General features: G+C 50.9%; 14 protein-coding genes and 1 tRNA gene. 7 read left to right on the top strand and 8 right to left on the bottom strand.

Features of this window, described 5'->3' with window-relative positions; genetic code table 11:
• Positions 1-355 precede the first annotated feature (355 nt).
• A complete protein-coding gene (locus tag HMPREF9999_RS09690) occupies positions 356-1282 on the bottom strand; it encodes a magnesium transporter CorA family protein (RefSeq protein ID WP_009437943.1) in 927 nt (308 codons plus the stop codon).
• A 493-nt stretch (positions 1283-1775) separates the two neighbouring features.
• On the bottom strand, positions 1776-3713 hold the full coding sequence (locus HMPREF9999_RS09685; protein ID WP_009437941.1) for an HD domain-containing protein: 1938 nt from the start codon (positions 3711-3713) through the stop codon (positions 1776-1778).
• A gap of 360 nt (positions 3714-4073) precedes the next feature.
• Here HMPREF9999_RS09685 and HMPREF9999_RS09680 point away from each other — a divergent pair, with 360 nt between their 5' ends.
• On the top strand, positions 4074-4934 hold the full coding sequence (locus HMPREF9999_RS09680; protein ID WP_009437939.1) for an RNA polymerase sigma factor RpoD/SigA: 861 nt from the start codon (positions 4074-4076) through the stop codon (positions 4932-4934).
• A 311-nt stretch (positions 4935-5245) separates the two neighbouring features.
• Here HMPREF9999_RS09680 and HMPREF9999_RS09675 read toward each other — a convergent pair whose 3' ends face one another.
• From HMPREF9999_RS09675 to HMPREF9999_RS09665, 3 genes are all read right to left on the bottom strand, one after another.
• On the bottom strand, positions 5246-6271 hold the full coding sequence (locus tag HMPREF9999_RS09675) for a YitT family protein (protein ID WP_009437938.1): 1026 nt from the start codon (positions 6269-6271) through the stop codon (positions 5246-5248).
• Positions 6272-6411: 140 nt separating this feature from the next.
• Positions 6412-6484 (bottom strand) — tRNA-Thr (locus HMPREF9999_RS09670).
• Positions 6485-6689: 205 nt separating this feature from the next.
• Positions 6690-7457, bottom strand: a complete 768-nt coding sequence (locus HMPREF9999_RS09665) for an acyl-[acyl-carrier-protein] thioesterase (protein WP_044063477.1) — start codon at positions 7455-7457, stop codon at positions 6690-6692.
• A 490-nt stretch (positions 7458-7947) separates the two neighbouring features.
• On the opposite strand from HMPREF9999_RS09665, the gene HMPREF9999_RS09660 reads away from it, so the two are divergent.
• A complete protein-coding gene (locus tag HMPREF9999_RS09660) occupies positions 7948-8199 on the top strand; it encodes a DUF6965 family protein (protein WP_009437935.1) in 252 nt (83 codons plus the stop codon).
• Between the two features lie 14 nt (positions 8200-8213).
• Here the strand turns inward: HMPREF9999_RS09660 and HMPREF9999_RS09655 are convergent, their stop codons facing one another.
• A complete protein-coding gene (locus HMPREF9999_RS09655) occupies positions 8214-8957 on the bottom strand; it encodes a helix-turn-helix transcriptional regulator (RefSeq protein WP_052316516.1) in 744 nt (247 codons plus the stop codon).
• 119 nt (positions 8958-9076) lie between these two features.
• Between HMPREF9999_RS09655 and HMPREF9999_RS10875 the strand changes: the two genes are divergently transcribed.
• The gene (locus HMPREF9999_RS10875) at positions 9077-10978 is read left to right on the top strand and encodes an ATP-dependent RecD-like DNA helicase (protein WP_052316515.1); all 1902 of its coding nucleotides are present in this window, start codon (positions 9077-9079) and stop codon (positions 10976-10978) included.
• 244 nt (positions 10979-11222) lie between these two features.
• Positions 11223-12221, top strand: coding sequence for a 2-hydroxyacid dehydrogenase (locus tag HMPREF9999_RS09645; protein WP_009437932.1), 999 nt, complete (start codon positions 11223-11225; stop codon positions 12219-12221).
• 276 nt (positions 12222-12497) lie between these two features.
• On the opposite strand, the gene HMPREF9999_RS09640 is transcribed toward HMPREF9999_RS09645, so the two are convergent.
• Together HMPREF9999_RS09640 and HMPREF9999_RS09635 are read right to left on the bottom strand one after the other, a co-directional pair.
• The gene (locus tag HMPREF9999_RS09640; RefSeq protein ID WP_044063476.1) at positions 12498-13829 is read right to left on the bottom strand and encodes an aminoacetone oxidase family FAD-binding enzyme; all 1332 of its coding nucleotides are present in this window, start codon (positions 13827-13829) and stop codon (positions 12498-12500) included.
• A 166-nt stretch (positions 13830-13995) separates the two neighbouring features.
• Positions 13996-16404, bottom strand: a complete 2409-nt coding sequence (locus HMPREF9999_RS09635; RefSeq protein WP_044063475.1) for a cation:proton antiporter — start codon at positions 16402-16404, stop codon at positions 13996-13998.
• Positions 16405-17077: 673 nt separating this feature from the next.
• On the opposite strand from HMPREF9999_RS09635, the gene HMPREF9999_RS09630 reads away from it, so the two are divergent.
• From HMPREF9999_RS09630 to HMPREF9999_RS09620, 3 genes are all read left to right on the top strand, one after another.
• Positions 17078-17791, top strand: a complete 714-nt coding sequence (locus HMPREF9999_RS09630) for an HmuY family protein (protein WP_009437926.1) — start codon at positions 17078-17080, stop codon at positions 17789-17791.
• Positions 17792-17976: 185 nt separating this feature from the next.
• Positions 17977-20076, top strand: a complete 2100-nt coding sequence (locus HMPREF9999_RS09625) for a TonB-dependent receptor plug domain-containing protein (RefSeq protein ID WP_009437925.1) — start codon at positions 17977-17979, stop codon at positions 20074-20076.
• Positions 20077-20304: 228 nt separating this feature from the next.
• Entirely contained in the window at positions 20305-24942 is a 4638-nt protein-coding gene (locus HMPREF9999_RS09620; protein ID WP_009437924.1) for a cobaltochelatase subunit CobN, read from the top strand.
• Positions 24943-25226: the final 284 nt, after the last annotated feature.

The raw sequence follows: 25226 nt of genomic DNA, 5'->3' as shown, positions 1-25226 counted from the left end.
TGAGAGATGTGAATCAAAATGGTCGATTTTTTCAGAAATCAACAATTGAGATTCCTATTTTTCGAGCAATTCGTTACTGCAAATGACGGCAAAAAGATAGGAATATCCAAATCTTTTTGCCGAAATCTGCATTTATAAGCCTGAATTCTTCGTGAAAATGAGGCTTTAACCCTTAAAAGTGTCCTTTTTCGTCTCTTTTTGAAGAGAATATTTAATTTAAAGGAGTTGAGTTTTGATTGATTTTAGTCGTTTTCTCTATAATATCGCCTTGATTCACCTCACAAAACTCGGAGATTTTCTGAAAAAACTCGGAGTAGATTGGGAAAAGATCTCAGCTGTGTATTGAGTGTTACGACTAAATCCAGTTGATTTTGCGGAAATACCAAATGAAGAGCCCCGTGACGAAGATTGAACCACCGATGGTGAGTGGGAAGCCCCATACCCAAAGCTCGATACCTGTGTGGAGGTTCATGCCGAAGATGCTGGCTATGAGCGTGGGGAACATGAGGATGATGCTCACAGAAGTCATCGTCTTCATCGTCTGGCTCATGTTGTTGTTGATGATTGCCGCGTAGGTATCAATGGTCGACTCCAGAATGTTGGTGTAGATGTTGGTCGTTTCTCGCGCCTGACTCATCTCAATGTTCACGTCTTCGATCATGTCGGCATCGAGTTCGTCGACGGGCAACTTAAATTTCAACTTGGAGAGGAGCATCTCATTGCCACGAATGGAGGTAGCAAAGTAGGTGAGTGAATCTTGCAACCGCGACAAATTAATCAAATCCGCGTTGTTGATGGGGCGGTCCAAGTCGCGTTTGGCAGCATCAATAATAGTGCTGATTTGCTTGAGTCGCTTTAGATACCACACGGCACTGGACAGAAACAGACGGAACACAAAGTCGACAGAGTCGGTGAATCCGAGGTTTCGCTTTTGCTGATACGACACGAAGTCCAACATCATGTTGGTCTCGAAGTGGCACACGGTCAAACAGATGTCTTTGTTGAGAATCAATCCCATGGGGATCGTAGTGTGCGGAGTGCGACTTTGTTCTTCTTTCTGGTAGGGGATGCGGAGAATGATGAGCATCCAGCCCTCATCGTAGTCATAACGTGCGCGTTCGTCCTTGTCTCGAATGTCATCGAGAAAGTAGTCGGGCACTTTCAGTGTTTTTTTGAGGTATTCTTCGTCTTCAGGCGTGGGACATGTGGCCTGAACCCAGCAGTTGGGCGACCATTCGTCTTGTGTGCGCAGACCTTGATTGTAGTTCCAATATGTGAGCATAACGAGCTTTCTTCTTATTTCAAAAAGGAGATGTGGGTAGGAAGAAAGCCTAGCTCCGTCCTATCCAAGCAAGATTTGATACGTTTCCGAATGATAGTCGTCCATTTGGGTGAAAATTAGCGCGAATCTGCTGGTTGCCAGGGGTAAAGACCTTCTTGGGAAAGCTCTATAAGTGTGGCTTCAGCTGCAACGTCCGAGGCATCGTCATGCGGTGTGCTGCGAGTCTAAGGCCGTGCATTCGCTGTTTAACGGCTGCAAAAGTAGTGCTTTATTTTGAATTATGCTGGTTTTCGGGCACAAGAAATGCGAAGAATCTCTTCGGGCTTACCTCTGCGCTGTCCGTTTTGTGGCAGGAGTAAACCCTAGATGGCAGATTCTTTTGCTCATGCTGTGTTCTGTATGGTTCCCTTCTTCTGAGAAGGGCAGCAGGGTAAAGTTGGGTTGAATTTAATGCTTTGTTATCCTAGTTCAATGCTTTCGTAATCTCTAGCATTTAAGCCTTCAACACCTCGTCCACGCCTTCAATGACGCTCAAGAAGCGCACCGCCGTGCGAAGCTCTTCGGCCGAGTGCACGGCATAGTGGAGGGTGCACTCTACGATGTTGTCGCGAGTTTCCATCTCAATGCGGTAGAGGTTGAGCTGTAGACCTTGCGTGAGGCATTCGGTGATGTCGCTGAGCAGTCCAAAGCGATCGATAGCCCGCAGGTGGGTACGCACTTCGTAGGTATAGTCAGTAACGGGGAAGTCCACATTGACAATGGCATCTCCACGCTGTGCCGACAGACTGATGGCGCGGCGACAATCGCGACGGTGAATCACCACTCGGCCATCACCCTGTGCTTCGTTGGTGAACCCTATCACCTCCTGCCCTGGTAGAGGCTGACAGATGGGGCAGCGATGGGGAGCTTCCGTGTGGAGGTTTTGGAAATAGCGCGATAGATAGCTTTTAGCGCGGTAGGTGGTCACCACCTTTTCCCATTCGGGCAGCGGATGCGCTTGTGGATGCGTGCCAATTTCTACGCAACATCCATGCGTGAGCACAGTGGGGAGTGAAGCAAGTTTGCCATCGATGCGGGCGTATTGTGCGTGTTTGCCAAGATTGCGTTCAAAGGCAAAGTCGAGGGCTGTGGCTTGTTGGGGCAGACGAATGGGTGTGCCGTCTACGTCATAGACCGTGATGTCTTCGCTATAAAGGCTGGCAGTCACGCCTTCCATGAAGTCACCATCGCCATCGCTCTCAGCGATTTGTTGCAGTTGCACGCAAAACTTGTCAATCCACTGTCTGTCCGATTTGCTCAAAAGTTGGTTCACACCGCCGCCTAGTTCTTTGTTGCGATGGGTTTCGATGCGATCTACGATGAGGCCAAGTTTGGTGCGGGTCACCATTTCTTCTGAAGAGATGTGGATTTCGTCCCACCGACCACAACCACTCAGGAGTTGCACGTGATAGGATTGGTAGCCATTCTCTTTAGGCACATCAATATAGTTGATGGAACTGCCCACTTTCTCTTGGAAATGATTGGTTAGTACACCATAGATGCGCAAGCAAATGGCCTTGTCGGTGCGCTTTTTGTCCACCTCGTTGAGACGACTACGGTCGTATATCACACGAATCACATAGCGATGGTCGATGTGGTGGAAGTCACGTCCCGACTTGCGCATTCGTGTGTCGATGCTGTAGGGCAATCGATAGCGCACTTCAGTGCGCACGGGCAAGTCCTTTTCAGCCAGCAGTTGCTCAATGCGAGAGGTGAATTTAGAGAGTTCGTCGTGATGCTCTTCGATGTCTTGCTCTAGTAGTTGTAGCAATCGCTCATAGCGGTCGGGGCAACGGAAACGAAAAGACAGATTCTCGAGTTCTCGGCGCAGGTTGTGCAGTCCCAAACGATTGGCAAATGGGGCGTAGAAAAAGTCGGTTTCACCTCCAATCTTCATTTGTTTTTCGGGCAGCATGTCGCCTAGGGTGCGCATGTTGTGAAGGCGGTCGGCTAATTTCACGAAGACTGCGCGGATGTCATGGCGAAGCGAGTCGAGAAGTTGGCGAAAGTTGTTCTCTTGTTTCCGCACGTCGGGAGCTGCTCCTGCGATTTTACTCGGTTTGGTCACCACTTTCACCAGGAAGGCCACGTCATCGCCAAATCGTTCTCGGATATCTTCGATCGTGTAGGGCGTGTCTTCCACCACATCGTGGAGGAAAGCGGCCACCACAGAGTTAGCATCGAGCATAAACTCCTCAGCCACGATACGAGCCACGGCCACAGGATGCATGATATAGGGATCTCCTGCTGCGCGCTTCTGTCCATCGTGCGCTTCTTTGGCTAAGAGATAGGCCTGGCGTAGGCGAATCATGTCTTCGGCAGGGAATCTCTGCGACAAACGATCGAGCATCTCGTCGACCGTTCTATCTAGTTTTTGCAAATAGTCGTTCATGATCGAAAGGTGTGTAGGCTTGTCTGTCTTCACTATCAAGCGAAGTCTCGCGGTTCTAGGTTTGCTGCGCACAAAATCATCCTAGTAGCTGTCTTCCATAGTGGAAAACTGCACTCAGATTTTGTGTATGCTTTTAGGCTTCAAAGTTATTATAAAATGTAGAATCTGGCAAGTAAAGTCTTCATAATCTTCAGAAAAAACTGAAAGTCTCTGATTTAATAAGGTAGAAGTTTGAATTATCGCAACAGATGTTGTATATTTGTAGCTGCGTGGGCGCATCCGCCGTGGTTAAGTAGCAAACGAAACCATGTTGGTTGCGGCCTATTGTCGTGAAATCCTTTCAATATTTCCCCGTCCGTTATGCGACAACTAAAAATTTCTCAAGGTATTACCAACCGTGGTGATGCCGCAATCGACAAATATCTCACTGAGATTGGTCGTCTTGAACTCCTCTCAATGGATGAGGAGGTGGAACTCGCACAGCGCATTCGCCATGGTGACCAAGCGGCTCTTGAACGTTTGGTGAAGGCCAATCTGCGCTTTGTGGTGTCCGTTGCCAAGCAATACCAAAATCAGGGGATGTCGCTCAACGACCTCATCGACGAAGGCAACATCGGCTTGATGAAAGCTGCACAGAAGTTCGACGAGACGCGTGGTTTTAAGTTCATCTCTTATGCTGTATGGTGGATTCGTCAAAGCATTCTCCAGGCGATTAGTGAGCAAAGCCGTATCGTGCGCATGCCACTCAATCAAGTGGGTTTGCAGGCCAAGATTGGTCGTGCCACCACTGAGTTTGAACAGCTCTACCAACGCCGTCCTTCTGCAGAAGAATTGGCCGAACTGCTCGACACCGACCTCGACCGCATCAAAGACAGCCTCAATGCTGGTGGTAAGAAGGTGAGTGTGGATGCACCCTTCCAAGACGACGAGACCAACTCCATGATCGACATCATGACCGATGAAGGAGCACCTGGCACAGATAATAGTATGGAGCGCGAATCGCTGTCCACCGACATCGACACCGCCCTTCAAGTGCTCTCAGAGCGTGAGTGCAGCGTGGTGAAAATGCTCTTCGGTATCGGTCGCACGGAAATGACGGCTGAAGAAGTGGCTACTACACTCAATCTCACCCGTGAACGTGTGCGTCAAATCAAGGAGCGTGCTTTGCGTCGCCTACGCGAGGAGGCCAACGTGAGCATCTTGCTCAAATATCTAGGCTAAAGTCCAATCGGAACTCGCACCTCGTAGGCACAAGTTCCGATCTCTTATTTGTTTTTTCATGCTCGGCAATGCAGGTTCAACTGCGTTGCCGTTTTTATTTTGTAAGGGGCTAAAGGGGGAAGACAGAGAATCTTACACACTTTTTCGGACAATACCGATTTTCGTTAGCCTCTGTCTTTCTTTTGCGCTATCATGCTATGTGCATTCCTGGAGGCTTACAAAACAAGTCCGCATCAACACAGACTAGTGTGCTGATGCGGACTTGCTTTAATAGAATCGTAAGCCAATGATAAGGCAAGATAGTTGTAGGATTACTCTGCGGTAATCTCACCAGGAAGCGGCAGTGGTCGCCATCCTTCACCATAAGTGGCATGAGCATCGCTCACCACTACGAAGGCGTTGGGATCCACTTCTTGAATCTTGAGCTTCACTGCGGGAATCTCCTTGTTAGATACCACCAAGAAGAGCATTTCTTTGTCGTCGTTGGTGTAGAGTCCGCTACTCTTGATGCGTGTGGCCGAGCGATCGAGCGTTTGCAGGATAAACTGGCGGAAATCTTCGTTAGGTTTGTTAGACACCACGAAGACCAGTTTGTCGTCTTGCGCGCCATTGATCACGTAAGCGATGGTTTTGGACGAAACAAAGATGGCGATGAGTGAATAGAAGGAGAGGTGCCAAGAAGGGCCGCTAGTGCCTGAGTCTATATGGCCAAGACCAAGGCCGAAGACCAAGAGACCTGAAAGCACCACCACTGCATCGCAGATGAGAATACCGTTGGAGAAGCGGATGTTGAGATATTTTTGCAAGAACATCGCCACGATGTCTGTGCCCCCTGTGGTGGCTTGTTGGCGCACCACCAAACCGCAACCCAATCCGATGGTGGCCGCACCAATGATGGTGGTGAGCATGAGGTGTTCGCTCATGTTAATCACGCCGCCAAAGAGCTGAGTTGGGTCGAGAGCCTTCATGGCTGCAGCATTGGGATAGGCAATCCAGTCGAGCAAGTTCATCACCAAAGGCGACATCATCGCAGCAAAGATGGTGCGTGAGCCGATTTTAGCTCCTAGGAATATGGCAGAGAGGGTGAGCAGTGGGACATCGAAAAACCATCCAAACGTGCCGACTTGGATGCTCGGGAAGAGGCTGTGCAGCACAATGCCAGCACCATACACGCCCCCAGGGACAATGTGATAGGGGTTGATGAAGAAGACGAAGCCAGAACACATGATGATCACCCCAACGATGATGTAAACCCATGTGAGCCACCATTGAAGGTGCGTGGCTGGTGCATACCACTTCGGCTTTTGTGGAAGTGTAGAATCGGAAATAGCGGTCATAAATTCAGTTTTAGTCTATTACGGGTGGTAATATCTGGCTGCAAAGTTACGAAACCTTAGTGATTTGGTTGTTTTTTGCCCGTAGTTTTTTATGCTGTATAAAGAAAAACCACCCAAACTTATTGGGTGGTTAATCTGAGAGCCGAAAACGAGACTCGAACTCGTGACCTACGCATTACGAATGCGTCGCTCTACCAACTGAGCTATTCCGGCTTTCACAGTGCTCCTCTCGGAGATTGCGGTGCAAAGTTAGTGCGTTTTTGCGGAATCTCCAAATGTTTTTCTTGAAAAATCGCAGCCCATAAAAGCATTTTTTCGATTGCCGTCTCTGTCTTGATGGAGGGAGAGAGCGAAGGCCTGCCTCGTCTTTTCAAGAGGCGTAGTACCATCTGCTCAGAAAGCCTTTTGGGTCGTTCCGTCACACCGCAGGGGCAGTGATGATGCTGCGCACCACGAGCGTTTCTTGTTCCCCTTCTGAGGGGCGCACACGGCGAATCTCAAAAGCCCATCGGTCATTGCCGAGGTCGTCGGTATAGACCCGGAGTTCGTCATCAGCATAGGCTTCCAGTCCATAGGACATTTCGATGCGTTTCACTTGGTGAGTCTCGTGCCACTGTTTGGAGAAAGTGTCGAGGATAAGGCTGAGATAGCGGATAGAATTGACGTGTCCGTTGATGTCGAGATCGCTGAAGGCAGCGCGGTGCACCAAACAGGGTGTCTCACACTTCACTCGTGCCCGACCAGCTCCTGCGATGGGTACATCTTCGGCATGGAGAGCTCCCGAAAATCCTCCATCAGGCAGGTTTTCCAGATTGATAGGTTGTCGCGTGTCGTAGTCGATGAGTGCCCACGTGCTGTGACCATAACCCACGGTTTCGCCTTGTGCATTTTGCACAGCGTAGAGACGATCGGTGAATTGTCGGAATATCTTATTGACCCACGTGGAAAGGGTGTAGTCTTCTCCCGTGCGGGGCATCTCGTTGACTTCCACCACTAGGCGCGAAAGCACCCATCCGCGGTGATGTTGGTTCATGTAGGTGTAGCCAAATCCGTGAGATTCGGCATGCAGCGATGACACACGGAGCAAAAGATTGCCCAAGGTACTCCACGCTAGTCTGCTGGTGAAGTCTTCTTGGAAGGGTTCTACGGTGTAGGGATAATATAGTCGGGGGGAGATGGTGGACATGTTAGACGTTAGGGATTAGACGTTAGACGTTAGGGGCAGACGTTTGACGTTAGGGATCAGACGTTAGACGTTGAGAGGGGGCGCAGACCCTTTCTGCTCACCACGCAAGCGTGGCTCGAGGATTAGGCCTTAGATGTTAAGAATTAGACGTTATCGGGCAAACAACCGCTTAAATGCTCGAAAAATGTCGGAGATTTTCTGAGGAATGTCGGAGATTTCTTGAAAAAACTCGGAAAACTTTTAGCAAAAGTCGGAGTTTTTCTGCCCTCCTCTCCTAGAAAATGATGGCCCAGTGCGGAGAAAGGGAGTGGGCAAGGGGAGTTTTGCAGCGGAAGAACTTCTTGTGCTAAAGAATAATGCGTAAATTTGCACTACACATGAGCACCCCTCTAGTAGGCAATGTCCCGATATGGGTGGTTTGAGCTAGAACTTTAATGAGTTATAGCCGACTCCTTAATATAAGAGTGGTGCACACTTACACTTCTTTTCTATGTCAATTCCTTATCAAAAAACTTATGACCGCGCTGTGATTCAAGAACTCGTGGTGTGGTTTCGCGAACGCTTCGACCGCTTGCCCCAAAGCATCCAGTTGCGACCTGGCATGGTGATACCCGATGTCAAAGTGATGGTGCGCAACTATTTTGATGTCGTGCAGATGCACTACGAAAATCCCACCTATGGAGCGCAAGTGCACCACCTCTTTGAAGTGCGTGATTGCCTCTTGGCACAGGGGTTTGAGTAAAGCACTGTCGTGTCTTATTCGCCCAAATCGAGATACCCATTCATCACCACATAGATGATGATGTCGGACAGCGAGTGAGCACCGAGTTTCGTCATGATGTTTTTGCGGTGCGTGATGACAGTCGTCATGCTAATGTTGAGTCGATCGGCCACTTCCTTGTTGATAAGTCCTTTAGCCAATAGCGTGGCCACCTCTATTTCTCGCAAGGTGAGGGGCTGATGTTCCTCTTCGTTGTGGTTGTTCCACAAAGCTTCGAGTTCTGCTCTTGAGGCACGCGGACGATGCTGCCCATGGCCATGACCATGACTGTGGAGTTGCAGCAAGTCGGTCACCACCTCTTCTTCAGGGCGGCACACATTGAGCATCAGCAATCCTGGCACAGGAGGCAAGTTTTCTCCATTGGTCAAAACGATCGTTTGGAAAGGCCGCTGGCGATAGAAGGGAGCATGCTCAAAATAGAGTCGCGCCGACACGAAGAAATGGGCATACTGATTGGGGTGATTCTCTAAGAGTGCTTCGTGACTATCGAAGGTGTCGATCACCCCGATGGGAATGAGGCGTTGCAACAATCCCTGCAATCCACGACACGCTAACACATTGTTGTCTATCACCGCCATGCGAAGTGTCTTTTTCTCCATAGCCGGTGCCTTGCCTTGACCAGCCATAGAGGGGTGTCCCCCATGTGGTGACGGAGGATTTCCGTGCTGCGGAGCATCAAGGGTGTGGTGTGGAGAGGAAACTTCGTTGGGAGGAGTCATGTGGTGCTTATTTTAGGAGGCAGAAGAGCGTACTTCTGGCCTAGGTTGTCTGCAAATATAATCAATACCTGGCAAAAAAGCCGTACTTTTGCAGGAAAAATCCCTCATTTTTCTCATATTTGGCAGGTTCTAGACAAGGATTTTACGGCATCAAAACACAAATTATGGCAAATGTAGAGCGCGAATTGGCGCAAAAAATCATAGAGCACACTCACACCAACCTCTTTCTCACTGGCCGTGCTGGCACGGGAAAGACGACCTTTTTGCGCCAACTTCGTGAGCAGACGCACAAGCGCATGGTAGTGCTTGCGCCCACGGGCATCGCTGCCATCAATGCTGGGGGAGTGACCATTCACTCCTTTCTCCAACTGCCCTTTGGTATGTACATCCCAGGGAGTCGATTTTCGACCGAACAATTTAGATTTTCTGCCCGAAAACGCAAGTTGATTCGTTCGCTCGACCTCATCGTCATCGACGAAATCTCCATGGTGCGAGCCGATCTCTTGGACTGCATGGATGCTGCGCTGCGCCGATTACGCACCGACCCTCGCCCTTTTGGTGGGGTACAACTCTTGATGATAGGCGACCTCCAGCAGTTGCCTCCTGTGGTGCGTGATGAAGATCGCGAAGAACTCATGCGCTATTATGACTCGGAGTTTTTCTTTTCGAGCCGCGCACTGAAGCAAACACCCTTCATCACCATCGAATTACAGAAGGTGTACAGACAGACAGACCTCGACTTCCTCGAACTTCTCAATGCTGTGCGCGACAATCGGGCTGACGACCGTACACTACAGCAACTCAATGCGCGCTATCTGCCTGATTTCAAGGCTTCGGGTGCTACGTATGTGCGACTCGTGACCCACAATCACCAAGCCGATCAAATCAACGCCCAAGAGATGGCTCACCTATCGGCTGCGGAACATGACTTTCGTGCCACAGTCGAAGGCACATTTCCAGAGACTTCCTATCCTGCTCCTGAGGTGCTGACCCTCAAGCGTGGAGCGCAGGTGATGTTCATTAAGAATGATAGTTCGGGCGAACACCGCTATTACAATGGCATGTTGGGAGAAATCACCGACATCTCCGACAACTCGGTGACGGTGTGTCCGCACGATTCGACCGACGAGATAGAGGTGGGTGTGGAATCTTGGCAAAACAGCCGCTTCACCCTCAATGAGAAAACCAACGAAATTGAGGAGGTGGTAGATGGCACTTACAAGCAAATCCCCCTCCGTTTGGCATGGGCAATCACGGTGCACAAGAGTCAAGGCTTAACCTTCGAGCGCGCCATCATCGATGTCCAGAGTGCTTTCTCCCACGGTCAGGCCTATGTTGCACTCTCTCGTTGCAAGACCCTCGAAGGCATGGTGCTTTCGGCTCCCATACCACGAGAAGCCATCATCCAAGATGCTTCTGTAGCGCAGTTTTCTCAAGCCATGGCGGAGCAAGTTCCCAATGAATCGGAGGTGGAAGCCATGGAGCGCACCTATTTCTTTGTGCTGATGAGTGAACTCTTCGACTTTGGTCAGCTGCTCATCCTTTTTGATGGACTGTTGCGCCTATTGCAAGAGCATTTCTACAAGCGCATCCCAGCCACCATCCAAGATTGTCAAAATCATCGCCTTCTTATTCAGCAAAAGATGGTAGCCGTGGCACAGAAATTCCGTCCGCAGTTTGAAACCCTCATTGCCCTGCACGATGACTATGCCACCAATGAGCACTTGGCTGAGCGAGTGGGGAAGGGTGCACGCTATTTCCTCACCGAGGTAAAGGCACTTCAGGAGTTTATGCGACAACTTTCGGTGCCCACAGAGAACAAGACCGTGGGCACACGTGTGATGAATAGCCTGAAAGAACTCAAAGATTTGCTCCACCTCAAGCGGCGTTTGCTCACAGAGGTGGCTTTGGAGGGATTTTCTGTGGTGAAATATCAACAGGTGCGTGCCGTGGCCAGCATCGAAGATCCTGATGCACCGAAGACTGCGACCAAACGCCGCAAGCGCAAAACGGATAACTGAGTCGAGATGTGGTAACTTCTAGCCTCGAAAATGCCAACCCCTGCAAACAAAATGGCACAGCATTGCACAAAACATCGCTTTGCTGTGCCATTTTATTTGTCGCACCCGCCAAAACTCCCTACCTTTGCACCAAGAACAGTGGGCGGAAAGTCCCAGTTTTTCCACAGGTCTGGAAAATCGAGAGCACGGCGCGCCCCACACATAGACACAACTATCCAGGTTTTATCCAAAGAACACAATTGTTATGGCACTTAAAATCGCATTTTTCGACAGTCATTCCTACGACGAAACATCCTTTGCCGCCACCAACGCCGACTATGGTTTCGACATCCAGTACTATAAGGAGCACCTTTCGCTCAAGACAGTTCCCTTGGCTAAGGGAGCAGATGTGGTGTGCATCTTTGTCAATGCCGAATGCAACGCCCAAGTGATCGACAAATTGGTGGAGTATGGTGTGAAACTCATCGCACTGCGCTGCGCCGGATTCAACAATGTGGATCTCAAAGCTGCAAAAGGTCGCATTGATGTGGTGCACGTGCCTGCTTACTCTCCCTATGCTGTGGCTGAATATGCCGTTGCCCTCATGCTGAGTCTCAACCGTAAGATTTATCGTGCCGTGAACCGCACGCGCGAAGGTAACTTCCGTTTGAAGGGACTCTTGGGCTTCGACATGAATGGTCGCACTGTGGGGCTCATTGGTATGGGTAAGATTGCGAAGGTGCTCATCAAGATTCTCCATGGTTTCGGCATGCGCATCATGGCCTACGACCTTTATCCCGACCACGAATTTGCCAAGCAATATGGTGTGGAAGTCGTGGATCTCAATACGCTCTACGCTAATGCTGACATCATCTCCCTCCACTGCCCCCTCACTCCTGAGACGAAGCACATCATCAATGCGGAGAGCATCGCTAAGATGAAGAAGGGCGTGATGATCATCAACACCGGTCGTGGACAACTCATCAACACGGAAGATCTCATCGAAGGACTTCGCACGCACCACATCGGCTCTGCTGGTCTCGATGTTTACGAAGAAGAGAAGGAATACTTCTATGAAGACCGTAGCGACAATATGATTAAGGACGATGTCCTTGCACGTTTGCTCAGTGCGCCTAACGTGGTGCTTACCTCTCACCAGGCTTTCTTCACCGAAGAAGCATTGCACAACATCGCTACCACTACGCTCAATAGCGTTCGCGAACTCGCAGAGGGTAAGCCCTACAGTCACCAAGTGCAAGGTTAATCTTGTCTTACATTCAGCTTATCTGCTGAGTTTTTACTTTTACTCCTCCGCGCCGAGGATACGAAAATCGGGAAGAGCCGCAAGGTTCTTCCCGATTGTTTTGTTTGTGCTTTGGTACAAATGATTGAGACTTTGTATATTCTCTTTTATGCTTCAGAGTGATGGGGCATTTCTTCTGCGTAAATGTGCATACACTTCCGCGTGTTTTGCTTGCCCTTCAGTAGGGGCTACTCAACGGCTTGGGGATGCGCGCCCTGACGTCGGAATAGCGAAGCATTACTCTGCCTTAGCCTCACTCTGCCGAGCCATGCCGTGAGCAGCCACATAAGCAGTGACCCAAGCGGCCGTAAGATTGTAGCCCCCAGTCAAAGCATCAATGTCGAGCATCTCTCCTGCAAAGAAAAGCCCTGGTGCCGATTTACTTTCCATGGTCTTGGCATTGACCGATGAGAGAGAGACACCCCCACAGGTGACAAATTCGTCTTTGTGCGTGCCACGTCCTACAAGGGCGTAGGCATCTGCTGTGAGTAGCGTAGCAAGGCGGTTGAAATTCTTCTTGCCCAACTCACTCCAGCGGCGATCGGTGGTCAGTTCTGCGCGTAGCAACAGATGGTGCCACAGGCGTTGTGGGAGAGGAGAGGAGGAATAGTCAATCTTTTCGTCCCCACGTCCGAGGTCGGCAGGGGTGAGTCCGAGCAAGTCGTGCAAGAGTGCGAAAGTGGGGCGCACAGCCCCGAGGGTCTTTCCTGAAAACTCGCTTTGCATCTCTTTGAGAAGTGAGAGTGTGGCATCAAAATCCGGAGTTCCCAACCAGGAGATGAGAATTTCTCCCCGATAGTTGCGTTCGGCAAGCAAGCGCGCTCCGTGAGCCGAGAGGCGCAATGCGGCGGGGCCACTGATGCCTTGGTGCGTGAGGAGCAACGAACCCTCAGTGCGCACCTTCGTACCTGCTAGAGTGAGCAGCACATGGTCGAGCGTTATGCCCGAGAGTTGGCGCAGGGACTCATCGGCAAGGCGGAAGTTGAAGAGTGATGGACAAGGTTTTTCGAGTTGATGTCCCGTAGCTTTGAGTGCATCATACCCTTCTCCGTGAGGTGCACCTCCCGTGGTGAGTGCCAACTGGTCGCAGTGCGCCACGCGGTCTTCCCCACGATGACGAAGAGTGAGGGAAAATCCACCTTCCGAGTTGGGAGCAAAGTGCTGCAAACTAGTGTTGGTGAGGAGCTCTACTCCGAGGCGATGGGCTTCATCGAGCAGACATTGAGCGATGGCATCGCTGGTGTTGCTGCGAGGAAATACACGGCCTTCATCTTCTACTTTGAGGGGTACACCATGCAGTTCCCACCATTCGTAGATGTCGCTAGGGGAGAAGGTGCGGAAGAGTCGTTGCATCAAGCGTGCTCCGCGAGGATACACGTCTTGGAGTTGTTCGATGCTCTCGAAGGTGTTGGTGACATTGCAACGTCCGCCCCCAGTGGCGCGCACCTTTGTCAGCGGTTGGCTGGCGCGTTCCACAAGAGTGACGTGCGTGGCAGGGGAGATTTCACGAAGCGTGATGGCGAGGAAAAAGCCCGCAGCACCAGCACCGATGATATATACGTTAGACATTAGATGATAGACATTAGACGTTAGAGGGTAGACGTTAGACGTTAGAGGGTAGACGTTACGGGTCGTAGACCTTTTTCTGCTTGGGGTCTCAGCTCCTTTCTGCTCGCCACGACAAGCGCGGCTCTAAGTATCACAGAAAGAATCTTGGGACGTCAGAGGTTAGACGTTAGGAGTTGGAGGGAGTAGTATGCTTAGTTTGAGTGGGTGCGCCCCCTTTCAAACTGGCTTCTAAGGCTCGGAGCTGGCGTTCTTCACCCACCACCCACAAGACATCGTGGGGATGCAGCACACGAGAAGCCTCAGCGAGTTCCACACTGCCTGAGTCGTCTTCCACACCCACCAGCATGCAGCGGTGAACATCGCGGATGCCACTCTCCGCAACAGTGCAAGGGAGGAGCGTAGATGTGGAACGTGCCACGATGCGACGAAGGTGAAGACTGTGGTCGCGACCATCATCTTCAATCAGATATTCCACTTCGATAGCCATGCGCTGGGCAAAGGTGTCCAAACTAGTGTCGTCACCTATCACCTCAAGTTCGTCACCTGGGAAGATACACATGTGGCCATCGGGGGCATTGATACGCATGTCTTGGCGAATAATGGCTGCTACCATCACCCCATCGTTGGACGAAAAGTCGAGATTGGCCAGCGAACGGCCAGCCCATTGCGACAAGGGGGGAACAACCAAGCGTGCAAAGTGCACATCACGTGCAGAGAGGCGGCGTGCAAATCCGTATTCTTTGGAACTTTTTTGCTGAGCCACCACTTCGCGCTGGCGAAGATTGTGAGCAAAACGTCGCTCTGCTTTGATAGATTGGTACTTCACCCAGCGACTGTTGGCCACTAACATCATGATACCAAAGGCAAGGGGCAGGTGGTAATACCATGCAAAGGGAGAGAGATACTCCAATACATAGAACACGAGATAGGTGGCCAGTGCCCAACGCAATACGTAGACGATTCCAAAGAAGTTTCTTCCCCATAAGGAGGTGCGGAGAACTTGTGCTGCGCGACTGCGATTTTTGCGCGCCACGATGGGGCGCAGCAAGGGAGCAATTACAAAGAGAGTGCCCAATCCTGCGAGTGCATTGCCCACAAAATGGGTGGGAGGAATGTGACGGAGCACTGGGAGAAACGCCGAGAAGGAGAGTCCGATGATTGTGGCAGACAAAATGGTGTAAACAAGGGTTTGGAGGAAGATCGCGCGCACGAAGGTGAGCGCGGCTTTGCCCATGGTGAGTGTGGGAGCAGCGGCTACTATGGCTTCTCCTACCGGAGTGACGGCATCGCCTTCGGGAGTGAGGGCTGCGGAAGTGGTTGCTGCAATAGAAGCTATGGCACTATCTTCCGCAACAGGGCGGTCGGCAGTGCGCGCTTGCCAGGCTTCCGGGAGGAAACGTTCGATGAACAGATAAGCAGGTTGGGCAGAGCGAATGATATAAGGGGCTAAGAAGGTGGTGACGATGCTCACCGCCACCACAATAGGGTAGAGATGCGAACTGGTGACTCCGAGACTCTGGCCGAGTGTGGCAATGATGAAGGAGAATTCTCCGATTTGCGTGAGCGAAAAACTACACTGCATGGCGCGCTGTAAGGGATGGCCTGCAATGACAAAGGAGAGGGTGCCAAAAAACGCCATGCCGACGAAGAGGGCAAGGGAGATGAGCACAATCGGCAACCAATAGGCGGCCAAAACAGCAGGATCTACGAGCATGCCCACCGACACAAAGAACACCGCGCCAAAGAGGTCACGCACGGGATTTACCAATTTTTCGATGCGCTCTGCCTCGATGGTTTCTGCCAAGATGCTACCCATGACGAAAGCTCCGAAAGCAGCACTGAAACCCGCTTGAGCGGCCAGCACGACCAAGCCGAAGCACAAGCCGATGCTGACGACAAGGAGTATCTCAGAATTGATGATTTTACGGTTCTTCTTGAGGAAATAGGGCACAACGTAGATACCCACCACAAACCACAATACGAGAAACACGGCAAGGCTCGTCAAACTAGTGAGCAGCGAACTCCCACCGCCTGTGGCTGCATTGGTGGTGGCGGCTACGGTACTCAGCAGAATCATGAGCAAGATGCCCAAGATGTCTTCAAGAATCAGCACCGAAAACACCTCTTGTGCAAACCTTCGACTGAGCCATCCCAGGTCGTCCAAAGCTTTGTAGATGATGGTGGTGGACGAAATGCTGAGGATGCCGCCTAGAAACAGGCTATCAAAATTGCTCCATCCCATGAGTTGTCCCATCGTTGCTCCAACGCCAATCATGGATATCATGGTGAGAGAGGTGGCCACTACGGGACGCATGCCCATACTCGCAATTTTCTTGAGCGAAAACTCCAGTCCGAGGACAAACATCAGGAAGATGACTCCGATTTCGCTCCACACCTCGATGTTGCCATGGTCTTGTACCGAAGGCATATAGGGCATGTGTGGACTTGCCAAAAAGCCAGCGACGATGTAGCCCAACACGAGAGGTTGCTTAAGTTTGCGCACGATGACAGTGACCACACCTGCCACGAGCAAGATGAGTGCGAGGTCAGAGATGATGGGTGGGAGTTGGTTCATGTCTTTTTAGTCGTTAGCCGTTGTGAGAAATGGGGTGTTGTTCTTGTCTTGCCACAGAAAGATGGAGAGCACATGTCTTTCGGTAGGACGAATGCGCCCATCATGATAGCGGGCATTAGCCTATAGTAGGGAGTCGCGCTCCTGCACTTACCCCTTTGTGGCGCGATGTAAGACGCATTTATAGGCGACTATTTCACCAATATCCACAAAGATACGATAATTCTAGGAGAAAGCAACCGCAGTTTCCGACAAAATATTCTTCTTCTCATTAGACATCTCTAAAAGGCTCCGAGAGTAAGAGCAAGACTCTCGGAGTTTTTCTAAAAAAAGTCGGAGAGTTTTGAAAAAATCTCCGAGAACTTTTTGAAAATCTCCAAGATAATCAAGAGTGTAAGGGAAGAAGAGGGCAAAATGAAGACTTTGTGGTAGAGCCACTTCCTAAGATTGACTGCTCACTATCCCTACATCTAGGTATCAGGAAGGGGAAAATGGTGAGGAGAATCGCTGAAGCTGTGAAAAGTATCTCGAAGAATCACTGAAAATAGCGATTGTGAGGGCTGACAGAAAGCCGTAACTTTGCAACGTCATCGGAGATAGAAGTTTACAGCTCGTAAAGACTTGAAGATTATTGCTATTGGCATGGCTTCTCTCCCCCTCAATTCCTAATACAACTATGTACATCAAAACTCTCCTTGTGGCCGCTATGGCAGCCCTCACGCTCGCAGCTTGCGACAAAGATGAAAACAACATCAAACCTCAGCCTACTCCTAAACCTCTGCCTGGACAAGTGCAACAAACGGGTAAGGTGGTCACCGTGAAAAATGTCGGCATGACTCCTGGACATGGTGCGTATGCTAACTGGACGTATGTGAATCTTGCCACTGGTGAACACGAAACTCATCCCGATTTCGGCACGTGGACTTATATCAACACCAAAACCAAGGAGGTGACTACCGAAAAGAAAGCTGGTAGCCTTGACGATGTGAAAATCAAGTGGGACCTCGCTTTCCGCTACAACATGATTCGCACAAACAATGGCGCCACAAAACTCCTTGCTGCTACCGAGTTTAACGAGGTGAAGACGGCCGATATGGCCAACATCAGCGTGGTAGATACCATCGCCACAGGAAAAGACCGTGTGATGGTAGACTTTGCCAATATGATGAACGGCATTCTCACCTATACTTCTAACGATGTGCGCAACCCTGTGCTCTCCACGATGTTCAAGCGCAAGGGACAAATGCCTAACATCTCCTACGAAGCGAAACCCAATGTGGTGGCACTGCGCACGAAAGATGGTCGTCATTTCTTGCTCAAGTTCAAAGGATTCACCAACAACGCTGGTGACAATGGTTTCTACACCTTTGATGCTGTACCTGTGAAATAAGCGCAAAACATAAGAATTAGACGTTAGACCTTAGATACAATGCCTTAACAATGGGGTAGTGTGCCTAAGGTCTAACGTCTAATCTCAAAAAATAATCTCCTTCCTCTATGCGGTCAGGAAGCGAATGTCTGTAGAAAGATGCGCCCATTGCTGCATAGTCTTCCAATGTAAACGTCAAACATCTAATGTATAACGTCAAATCTTCCCTCATTGTCCTATGTCTTCTTGCAGGCATGGGACAATGCTGTTTGTCTGTCCGAGCGCAAAAGCCAGTCGCAACAAAGTCCGTAAGGCAGAAGGCGAAAGGGCCTTCGGGTATCTTCGACGAGAAAGCCTTTAATGAGGTGGTGGTCACTGGTTCTCGTCTAGAACGTCCGCTCAAAGATGTACCGGTGATTACACGCATAGTGTCACGTGCCGAGATTGATCGCATCAATCCCCTAGACATGCAGCAACTGTTGCAGTATGCCCTCCCAGGCATCCAGTTTCGTCTCAACACAATGAGCCAGTTGCCCACGCTCACCTATCAAGGGATGAACAACAAGATGGTGGTCTTTCTCATAGATGGTGAGCGCATCAGCGGAGAAAGCAGCGATCACAACATAGATTATAGCCGAATCAATCCCGATGAGATCGAGCGTATCGAGGTGGTGCGTGGAGCTGCTTCCACACTCTACGACAGTAATGCTCAAGGAGGGGTCATCAACATCATCACGCGCAAGGCAAAACGCCCAGTTTCATTTAGTCTTACCGGACGTTATGCTGGAAAGAATGGAGAAAAATATGGAGCCAATTTAGGGATTCGCAAAAAGGGTTGGACTTCCTTCACCAACTGGAGCTGGCGCAGCCGCGAAAGTTTCGTAGTGCCCGACGTGAGCAAGTATGTCTATGAGCAAATCTCGCCCGATGGCACCGTGAAACAGGTAGAAGAGAGCCAAGCCGACACACTCCAGATCAAGGGCTACACCGTAAACACCGTGTCGCAGCGACTGGGCTATCAATTTAACGAACGTCTTAGCGCAGAAGTCAAAGGTTCGTTTTATAGTAACCGACAACCCCTCGTGCGTGGTGGGAAACGCTACGATCGCTACAATGATGTTGCTTGGGGAGCTAATGTGAAATATCTCCTTTCGCCACAACATCGCTTCGATTTGTCCTATCTCAACGACTCCTACACCAAGACTTACAACTATCCTCATGCAGAGGGCACAGCTGCCGACCCGAAGAGCATCACGCCCTATCGCAATCATCAGCAGACAGCACGCTTGAACTATACCCTCCTCACCGACAAGCACACGGTGAGTCTGGGAGCAGAGATGAGCAACGACTATCTCAAGCACTATATGCTCAAAGATTCTGGCGCGGTGTCGGGCACTCAGTGGTCGGTCTATGGGCAAGAAGAGTGGCACATCCACCCACAACTGAATCTGGTGGCTGGGGTGCGTCTCGACAAACCATGGAGATACAGCGCGCACTTCACGCCCAAAGTGTCATTGCTCTACCGTCCGCTCGATAATCTCACGCTGCGTGCCAACTATTCTCACGGCTATCGTCCGCCCACACTCAAAGAGGTGTATCAAGACTTCAATATGATGAACGTGATGCACGTGGTGGGCAATCCCAATCTCCGCCCCGAGACGAGCGAACAAATCTCGTTTTCGGCAGAATATGAGTGGAATCGTCTGAATCTTTCGGCTTCTGTGTTTCACAATCGCTATCGTCACTACATCGGCTACGAGACCGTGAGCGCAGACACCATACGTTATGCTAATTTCGACGACCGAAAGACCACAGGAGTGGAAGTTTCTGCGCGTTACACCACGACGTATGGACTGCACGTGCGCGCCACTTACAACTATATTAAGGACTATCAGATGAGTAACGGACACGGACGTTTCGCTCAGTCGTACAACACCTCCGATGTTCGTCCGCATAGCCTCACTTTTGGCGCAGCTTATCACTATGTTGTCTCAAAATCGCTCACGGCAACGGCCGATTTCAATGGGCATTGGGGCTGTGCTTTCTCGCAATATGACTATCGTCTGTTGCGCAACTCCCAGACGGGGGTGGAGCTCCCCGTGATGTATCGCTATCGCTTCGATGCGCGCACCTTCTGTTCGTTGAATCTCGGTGTGCAACTTCCTAAACGAGGCATCACAGTGGGATTGCTCATCGACAATCTATTTGACTATCGTGATCGTGCTGCTACTGCTTCTGTGCAACTTCCCGATGTGGGGCGCACCTTTGTGGGAACGATCAAGATAGATGTCGATAAACTCTTCTAGACCCTCTAACGTCTAAGGTCTACCCTCTAACGTCTAGCATCTACTTCCCAGGCTGCGCTTGCGTGGCGAGCAGAAAGGGTATGCGACCCTCTAACGTCTAAGGTCTACCTTCTAACGTCTAGCATCTACTTCCTAGGCTGCGCTTGCGTGGCGAGCAGAAAGGGTCTGCGACCCTCTAACGTCTAAGGTCTACCCTCTAACGTCTAATCTCCAACGTCTATATCTCCAATGTCAAAATTCCAATCATTCCTACGGTCTCGCCGATTATGGATCGGTTTTGTGGGGCTTCTTTTCTTCATCATTGCGGTTTCCTTCGCGTGGCGCACGTGGTTGGGCACCACTCGCATCGCTTTGGTCAACTTCCAGCCCCTCACTTCGGGGCACATCGCCAAAGCCAATGATAATGCCCTCATCAGTCTAGAAGACGTAGATGCCGAAAACATTGAGAAAATCGGTAAATATGATCTCGTCCTCATCAACGCCATGGGCTTAAAAATCACAGAAGCCCAGCGTGCTGAGGTGAAAAAACTGGCAGAAAAGGGACTCCCTGTCATGGCACTCACGGTGACCAATCCTGCCAACGACATTTGTTCGCTCGATACTGCCACAGCAGCGCGCATTGTAGCCTATATGGACAATGGAGGCCGTGAAAACTATCGCAACCTTCTCCGTTATGTGCGCAAGCATATTGATGGAAAAATTCTCCTCGCCCCAGAGGCTGAGGCTCCCCGTGAGCATCCTTCGAGCTTGCTCTACCATCTGGATCCTAAAAATCCTGATGCAGAAGAACTCGGTTTCAATTCGGTGCGTGAGTATGAGGCGTTTCTCCAGAAAAATGGTCTTTTCAAGAAGGATGCCCCTCGCATCATTGTCACTGGCATCATGGGACAACCCTTTGAGTTGGTGGCGGAGTTGGAGCGTCAAAACTTCGTGGTGTATCATGTAGACGATGCACATGAGTTCATCGCAGGTGCGCACATCGACAGCGTCAGTCCTTCTGCCATGATCAACATGGCGCATGGTCGTTTGGGAGATGACGTAGTGGCCTATCTGCTTCGTCAAAACATCCCCTTCTTTGCTCCCATCAATGTGCAGAGAGAACGTAGCAAGTGGGAGGAAAGCAAGCAAGGTCTTTCGGGCGGCTACCTCTCGCAGACCGTTGGTATGCCAGAGTTGGACGGTGCTCTCCTACCTTATGCCGTGTTTGCCCACGAGCGGGACAAAGAAGATTTGTTGCAAGTGCACGCCATGCCCGATCGTGTCAAGGATTTTGCCACGACTATTCGCCATTATGTCGCGCTCAAGTCAAAGAAGAATGCCGACAAGCGCATCGCTGTGGTTTACTACAAAGGCCCAGGTCAGAGTGCGCTCGTGGCGCAAGGCATGGAAGTAGTGCCCTCGTTGTACAATTTCCTAGTGCGTCTGCGCAGTGAGGGCTACAATGTGAGCGGACTTCCTGCTTCTGCTGCTGAATTAGGTCGTATGATTCAAGCACGTGGCGGACTCCTCGGAACGTATGATGTGGGCAAAATGCAGGACTTCCTGCGCAAGGGAAAGCCCGAAATGGTGACCCGTTCCCAATTTGAGAGTTGGGTCAAGGAGAGTCTACCCGCCGAAGACTACAAAGCTGTGGAAAAGGCCTACGGAGCGTTCCCAGGAAAGTACTTGTCCACCGAAGATGGTCGCCTTGGCATTCCTCGATTGCGCTTTGGCAATGTGGTGATTATGCCACAACCTGCCGCCGCTATGGGCAATGACGAGTTCAAAATTGCCCACGGTGTGGATGCCGCTCCCCCGCATCTCTATCTCGCTTCCTATCTTTGGGCGCAACATGGATTCAAAGCCGATGCGCTCATCCACTTCGGCACGCATGGAAGCCTAGAGTTCACACCGGACAAGCAAGTTGCGCTCAGTACTCACGACTGGGCAGACAGATTGGTCGGCACAATGCCCCATTTCTACCTTTATTCTATCGCCAATGTGGGAGAAGCCATCATCGCCAAACGCAGAAGTTATGGCGCGATTCAGAGTTATCTCACCGCACCTTTCATGGAGTCTAACCTTCGTTCTACCTATCGTGACTTAGACAAGGCGATTCAGCACTACAACGCTCTCTTATGGGCTGCAGCAAGTATGCAACAGAACATGGGGAAATCCGCGAAAGCTCCTACGCTCAACGCACGTCAGCAAGAAGAACTTAAGAAGGCTTCATTGGCGGTCAAAGCCTTGACCATCCAAATGGGCATTCATCGCTCGCTAGGATTGGATAGTGTGCGCACGCGTCCCTATTCTGAGGCCGACATCGAACGCATTGAGCACTTCGCAGAGGAACTTTCCAATGAGAAAATCAATGGTCGTCCCTACGTCTTGGGAGAAGTCTACACGCCAGCTCATATAGAGAGCAGTGTCTATGCCATGGCCACTGATCCCATCGCGTACAGTCAGTTGGCCATCGACAAATTGCAACATCGTGTGCCTGCCGATTTCGAGCGCAGAGCAGCCTTGTTTACTCAGAAATATCTCGTACCTGCTCGCCAGTTGGTGGGACGTTTGCTCCACCAAGAAGGCATGGTGTCTGACCAAACCATCTGCCAAGTGGCGCGTATCACCCCACAACAGTTGAATGAAGCCCGTGAAGTTTATGCCGCCCTCACCCAACCTCATGGTGGTATGATGGCAGCGATGATGGCTAAAGGCGGACAAAAGGGTGGTATGCCTGCAATGAAGGGTAAGATGCCTGCTGGACATCCAGGTGGCATGCCTGCTGCAAAAGGTGGTATGCCTGCAATGAAGGGCAAGATGCCTGCTGGACATCCTGGTGCTATGAAGGGACACCCTGGACAACAAATGGGAGCCGCTACAAAACCTGTGGCAGATTCTTCCATGAAGAGTGAAGACAAGGGGAAAACCCCTGCAAGTGCTGGTCATCCTCACGGAGCGATGGCACAAAACCAAGGGGCTTCTGGTCATCCTCACGGAGCATCGGGCATGCCTCATGGACAGATGCCCCCTGCCATGGCTGCAGCGATGGCGCAAAAAGCCAAGGACGGAAAGCCTGCTGCGATGGGACATCCCACTACTGCGAAAGGTCAGCCCAACGCTGCGAAGGGTGGTGGTAGTCGTGCGGAGAAGATGGCACGAATGCGCGCTGCCATGGCTGCCATGTCCAAGCAACCCGAATATACCAAGGAACAAAAGGCGATGGCTTATGCGGTAGCTGAGGTGGAACGCACTTTGCGCAATGTGCAAAACTATCGTTACGCGCTCTTGCAAAGTCCAGAAAAGGAACTCAACACCCTCATGCGCTCGCTCTCGGGTGGCTACACCGCGCCTTCGGCTGGCGGAGATCCCATCGCCAATCCTAACTCGCTGCCCTCTGGTCGCAACCTTTATTCCATCAATGCCGAATCTACGCCTACTGAGTCGGCGTGGGAGAAGGGAAAACAGTTGGCGCGCAACACAATCGAGGAATATCGCCGCCGTCACCACGACAGCATTCCCCGCAAAGTCAGCTATACCTTCTGGAGTTCTGAGTTTATCGAGACCGAAGGTGCTACTTTGGCGCAAGCCTTCTACATGCTTGGTGTAGAACCCCTGCGCGATGCCTTCGGACGTGTCAATGATTTGCGCCTCATTCCTTCCAAAGAATTGGGTCGCCCTCGCATTGATGTGGTCGTGCAAACCAGTGGTCAGCTCCGCGATTTGGCTGCTTCTCGCCTTTTCCTCTTGCAGAAGGCGGTAGAAATGGCTGCTGATGCGAAGGACGACAAATTTGAGAACCAAGTCGCTTCGGGAGTGGTGGAAAGCGAACGCTTGCTCATCGAGAAAGGTATCTCTCCCAAGGAAGCCCGTGCATGGGCGGCACGCCGCATCTTCGGTGGTGTGAACGGAAATTATGGCACCGGTATCCAAGAAGTGGCGATGGCGTCCGACAAATGGACCGATCGCAAGCAAATTGCTGAGGCTTATCTGAACAATATGGGCGCATTCTATGGCGACCAAAAGCAGTGGGAAGACCACCAAAGCAAAGCGTTTGAAGCCGCACTCACACGCACGGACGTAGTGATCCAACCTCGCCAGAATAACACTTGGGGTGCACTCAGTCTTGACCACGTGTTTGAGTTCATGGGTGGCATGAACCTCACCGTACGTCAGGTGACTGGCAAAGAACCTGATGCTTATTTGGCGGACTATCGTAATCATAACCACATGCGCATGCAGGAAGTCAAAGAGGCTATCGGAGTGGAAAGCAGAACTTCTATGTTCAATCCCACTTACCTCAAGGAGCAAATGAAAGGCGGCGAAGGAGCTGCGGCTGGACTTGAGGAAATGGTGAAAAACACTTTCGGATGGGAGGTGATGAAACCTGAGGCGATAGACAATGAAATGTGGGACGAAATCTTCGACACCTACGTGAAGGACAAGCACAACCTAGGTATGCGCGAATACTTCGAACGCGTGAATCCCGCTGCGTTGCAGGGCATTTCTGCGGTCATGTTGGAGAGTGCGCGTAAAGGCATGTGGAAGGCTTCGGCAGACAAGGTGCAGGCGTTGGCGAAACTCCACACCCAACTTGTGGCGAAGTACGATGCCGCCGGCACGGAGTTTGTCAATAACAACCAAAAACTCCAACAGTTCATCGCTAGCAAGGTGTCTTCTGCTGAGGCTAAGGCCTATAAAGATCGCATAGATGCCGCGCGCAACGACAAATCGGGCAAGGGCACAGTGCTGAAAGCCGAAGATGCAGCGCCCACTTCGCAACTCACCTCTAAGGGCATCGCAAGTGGTGTCATCGTGGTCGTAGCGATTGTGGCACTTGCAGCAGGTGCGATTGTGCTCGTGCGCCGTCGTCGCAACAAACAATAAATCTTCTCGCCTAAAGTTCTAACTTTAGAGGCTATCCATCAGACTATGCAGGGTTATGCTCTGCATAGTCCTAATGGTAAATAGGCGATAGGGGCTAAAATGCTCGAAAGAGGGAGATGAAATGCCCCAAGAGCTAGCGTCTAAATTCCAAGGACTATTGTCTACTCTCTAACGTCTAACTTCTACTCTCTAACGTCTAACTTCTATTTCTCCTAGCCACGCTTGTCGTGGCGAGCAAAACGGGTCTGCGACCCTCTAACGTCTAACGTCTACTCTCTAACGTC

Origin of the sequence: Alloprevotella sp. oral taxon 473 str. F0040, from assembly GCF_000318095.2 — a bacterium.
In the GTDB taxonomy this organism is placed as follows: domain Bacteria; phylum Bacteroidota; class Bacteroidia; order Bacteroidales; family Bacteroidaceae; genus Alloprevotella.
The sequence above is the reverse complement of the archived record's forward strand: the minus strand, read 5'-3'. Positions and strand labels throughout refer to the sequence as shown.

Bases quoted from the DNA above. Each gene is read 5' to 3' on its own strand.
- HMPREF9999_RS09690 (WP_009437943.1), bottom strand. From the start codon at position 1,282: ATGCTCACATATTGGAACTACAATCAAGGTCTGCGCACACAAGACGAA.
- HMPREF9999_RS09685 (WP_009437941.1), bottom strand. From the start codon at position 3,713: ATGAACGACTATTTGCAAAAACTAGATAGAACGGTCGACGAGATGCTC.
- HMPREF9999_RS09680 (WP_009437939.1), top strand. From the start codon at position 4,074: ATGCGACAACTAAAAATTTCTCAAGGTATTACCAACCGTGGTGATGCC.
- HMPREF9999_RS09675 (WP_009437938.1), bottom strand. From the start codon at position 6,271: ATGACCGCTATTTCCGATTCTACACTTCCACAAAAGCCGAAGTGGTAT.
- HMPREF9999_RS09665 (WP_044063477.1), bottom strand. From the start codon at position 7,457: ATGTCCACCATCTCCCCCCGACTATATTATCCCTACACCGTAGAACCC.
- HMPREF9999_RS09660 (WP_009437935.1), top strand. From the start codon at position 7,948: ATGTCAATTCCTTATCAAAAAACTTATGACCGCGCTGTGATTCAAGAA.
- HMPREF9999_RS09655 (WP_052316516.1), bottom strand. From the start codon at position 8,957: ATGACTCCTCCCAACGAAGTTTCCTCTCCACACCACACCCTTGATGCT.
- HMPREF9999_RS09645 (WP_009437932.1), top strand. From the start codon at position 11,223: ATGGCACTTAAAATCGCATTTTTCGACAGTCATTCCTACGACGAAACA.
- HMPREF9999_RS09640 (WP_044063476.1), bottom strand. From the start codon at position 13,829: ATGTCTAACGTATATATCATCGGTGCTGGTGCTGCGGGCTTTTTCCTC.
- HMPREF9999_RS09635 (WP_044063475.1), bottom strand. From the start codon at position 16,404: ATGAACCAACTCCCACCCATCATCTCTGACCTCGCACTCATCTTGCTC.
- HMPREF9999_RS09630 (WP_009437926.1), top strand. From the start codon at position 17,078: ATGTACATCAAAACTCTCCTTGTGGCCGCTATGGCAGCCCTCACGCTC.
- HMPREF9999_RS09625 (WP_009437925.1), top strand. From the start codon at position 17,977: ATGTATAACGTCAAATCTTCCCTCATTGTCCTATGTCTTCTTGCAGGC.
- HMPREF9999_RS09620 (WP_009437924.1), top strand. From the start codon at position 20,305: ATGTCAAAATTCCAATCATTCCTACGGTCTCGCCGATTATGGATCGGT.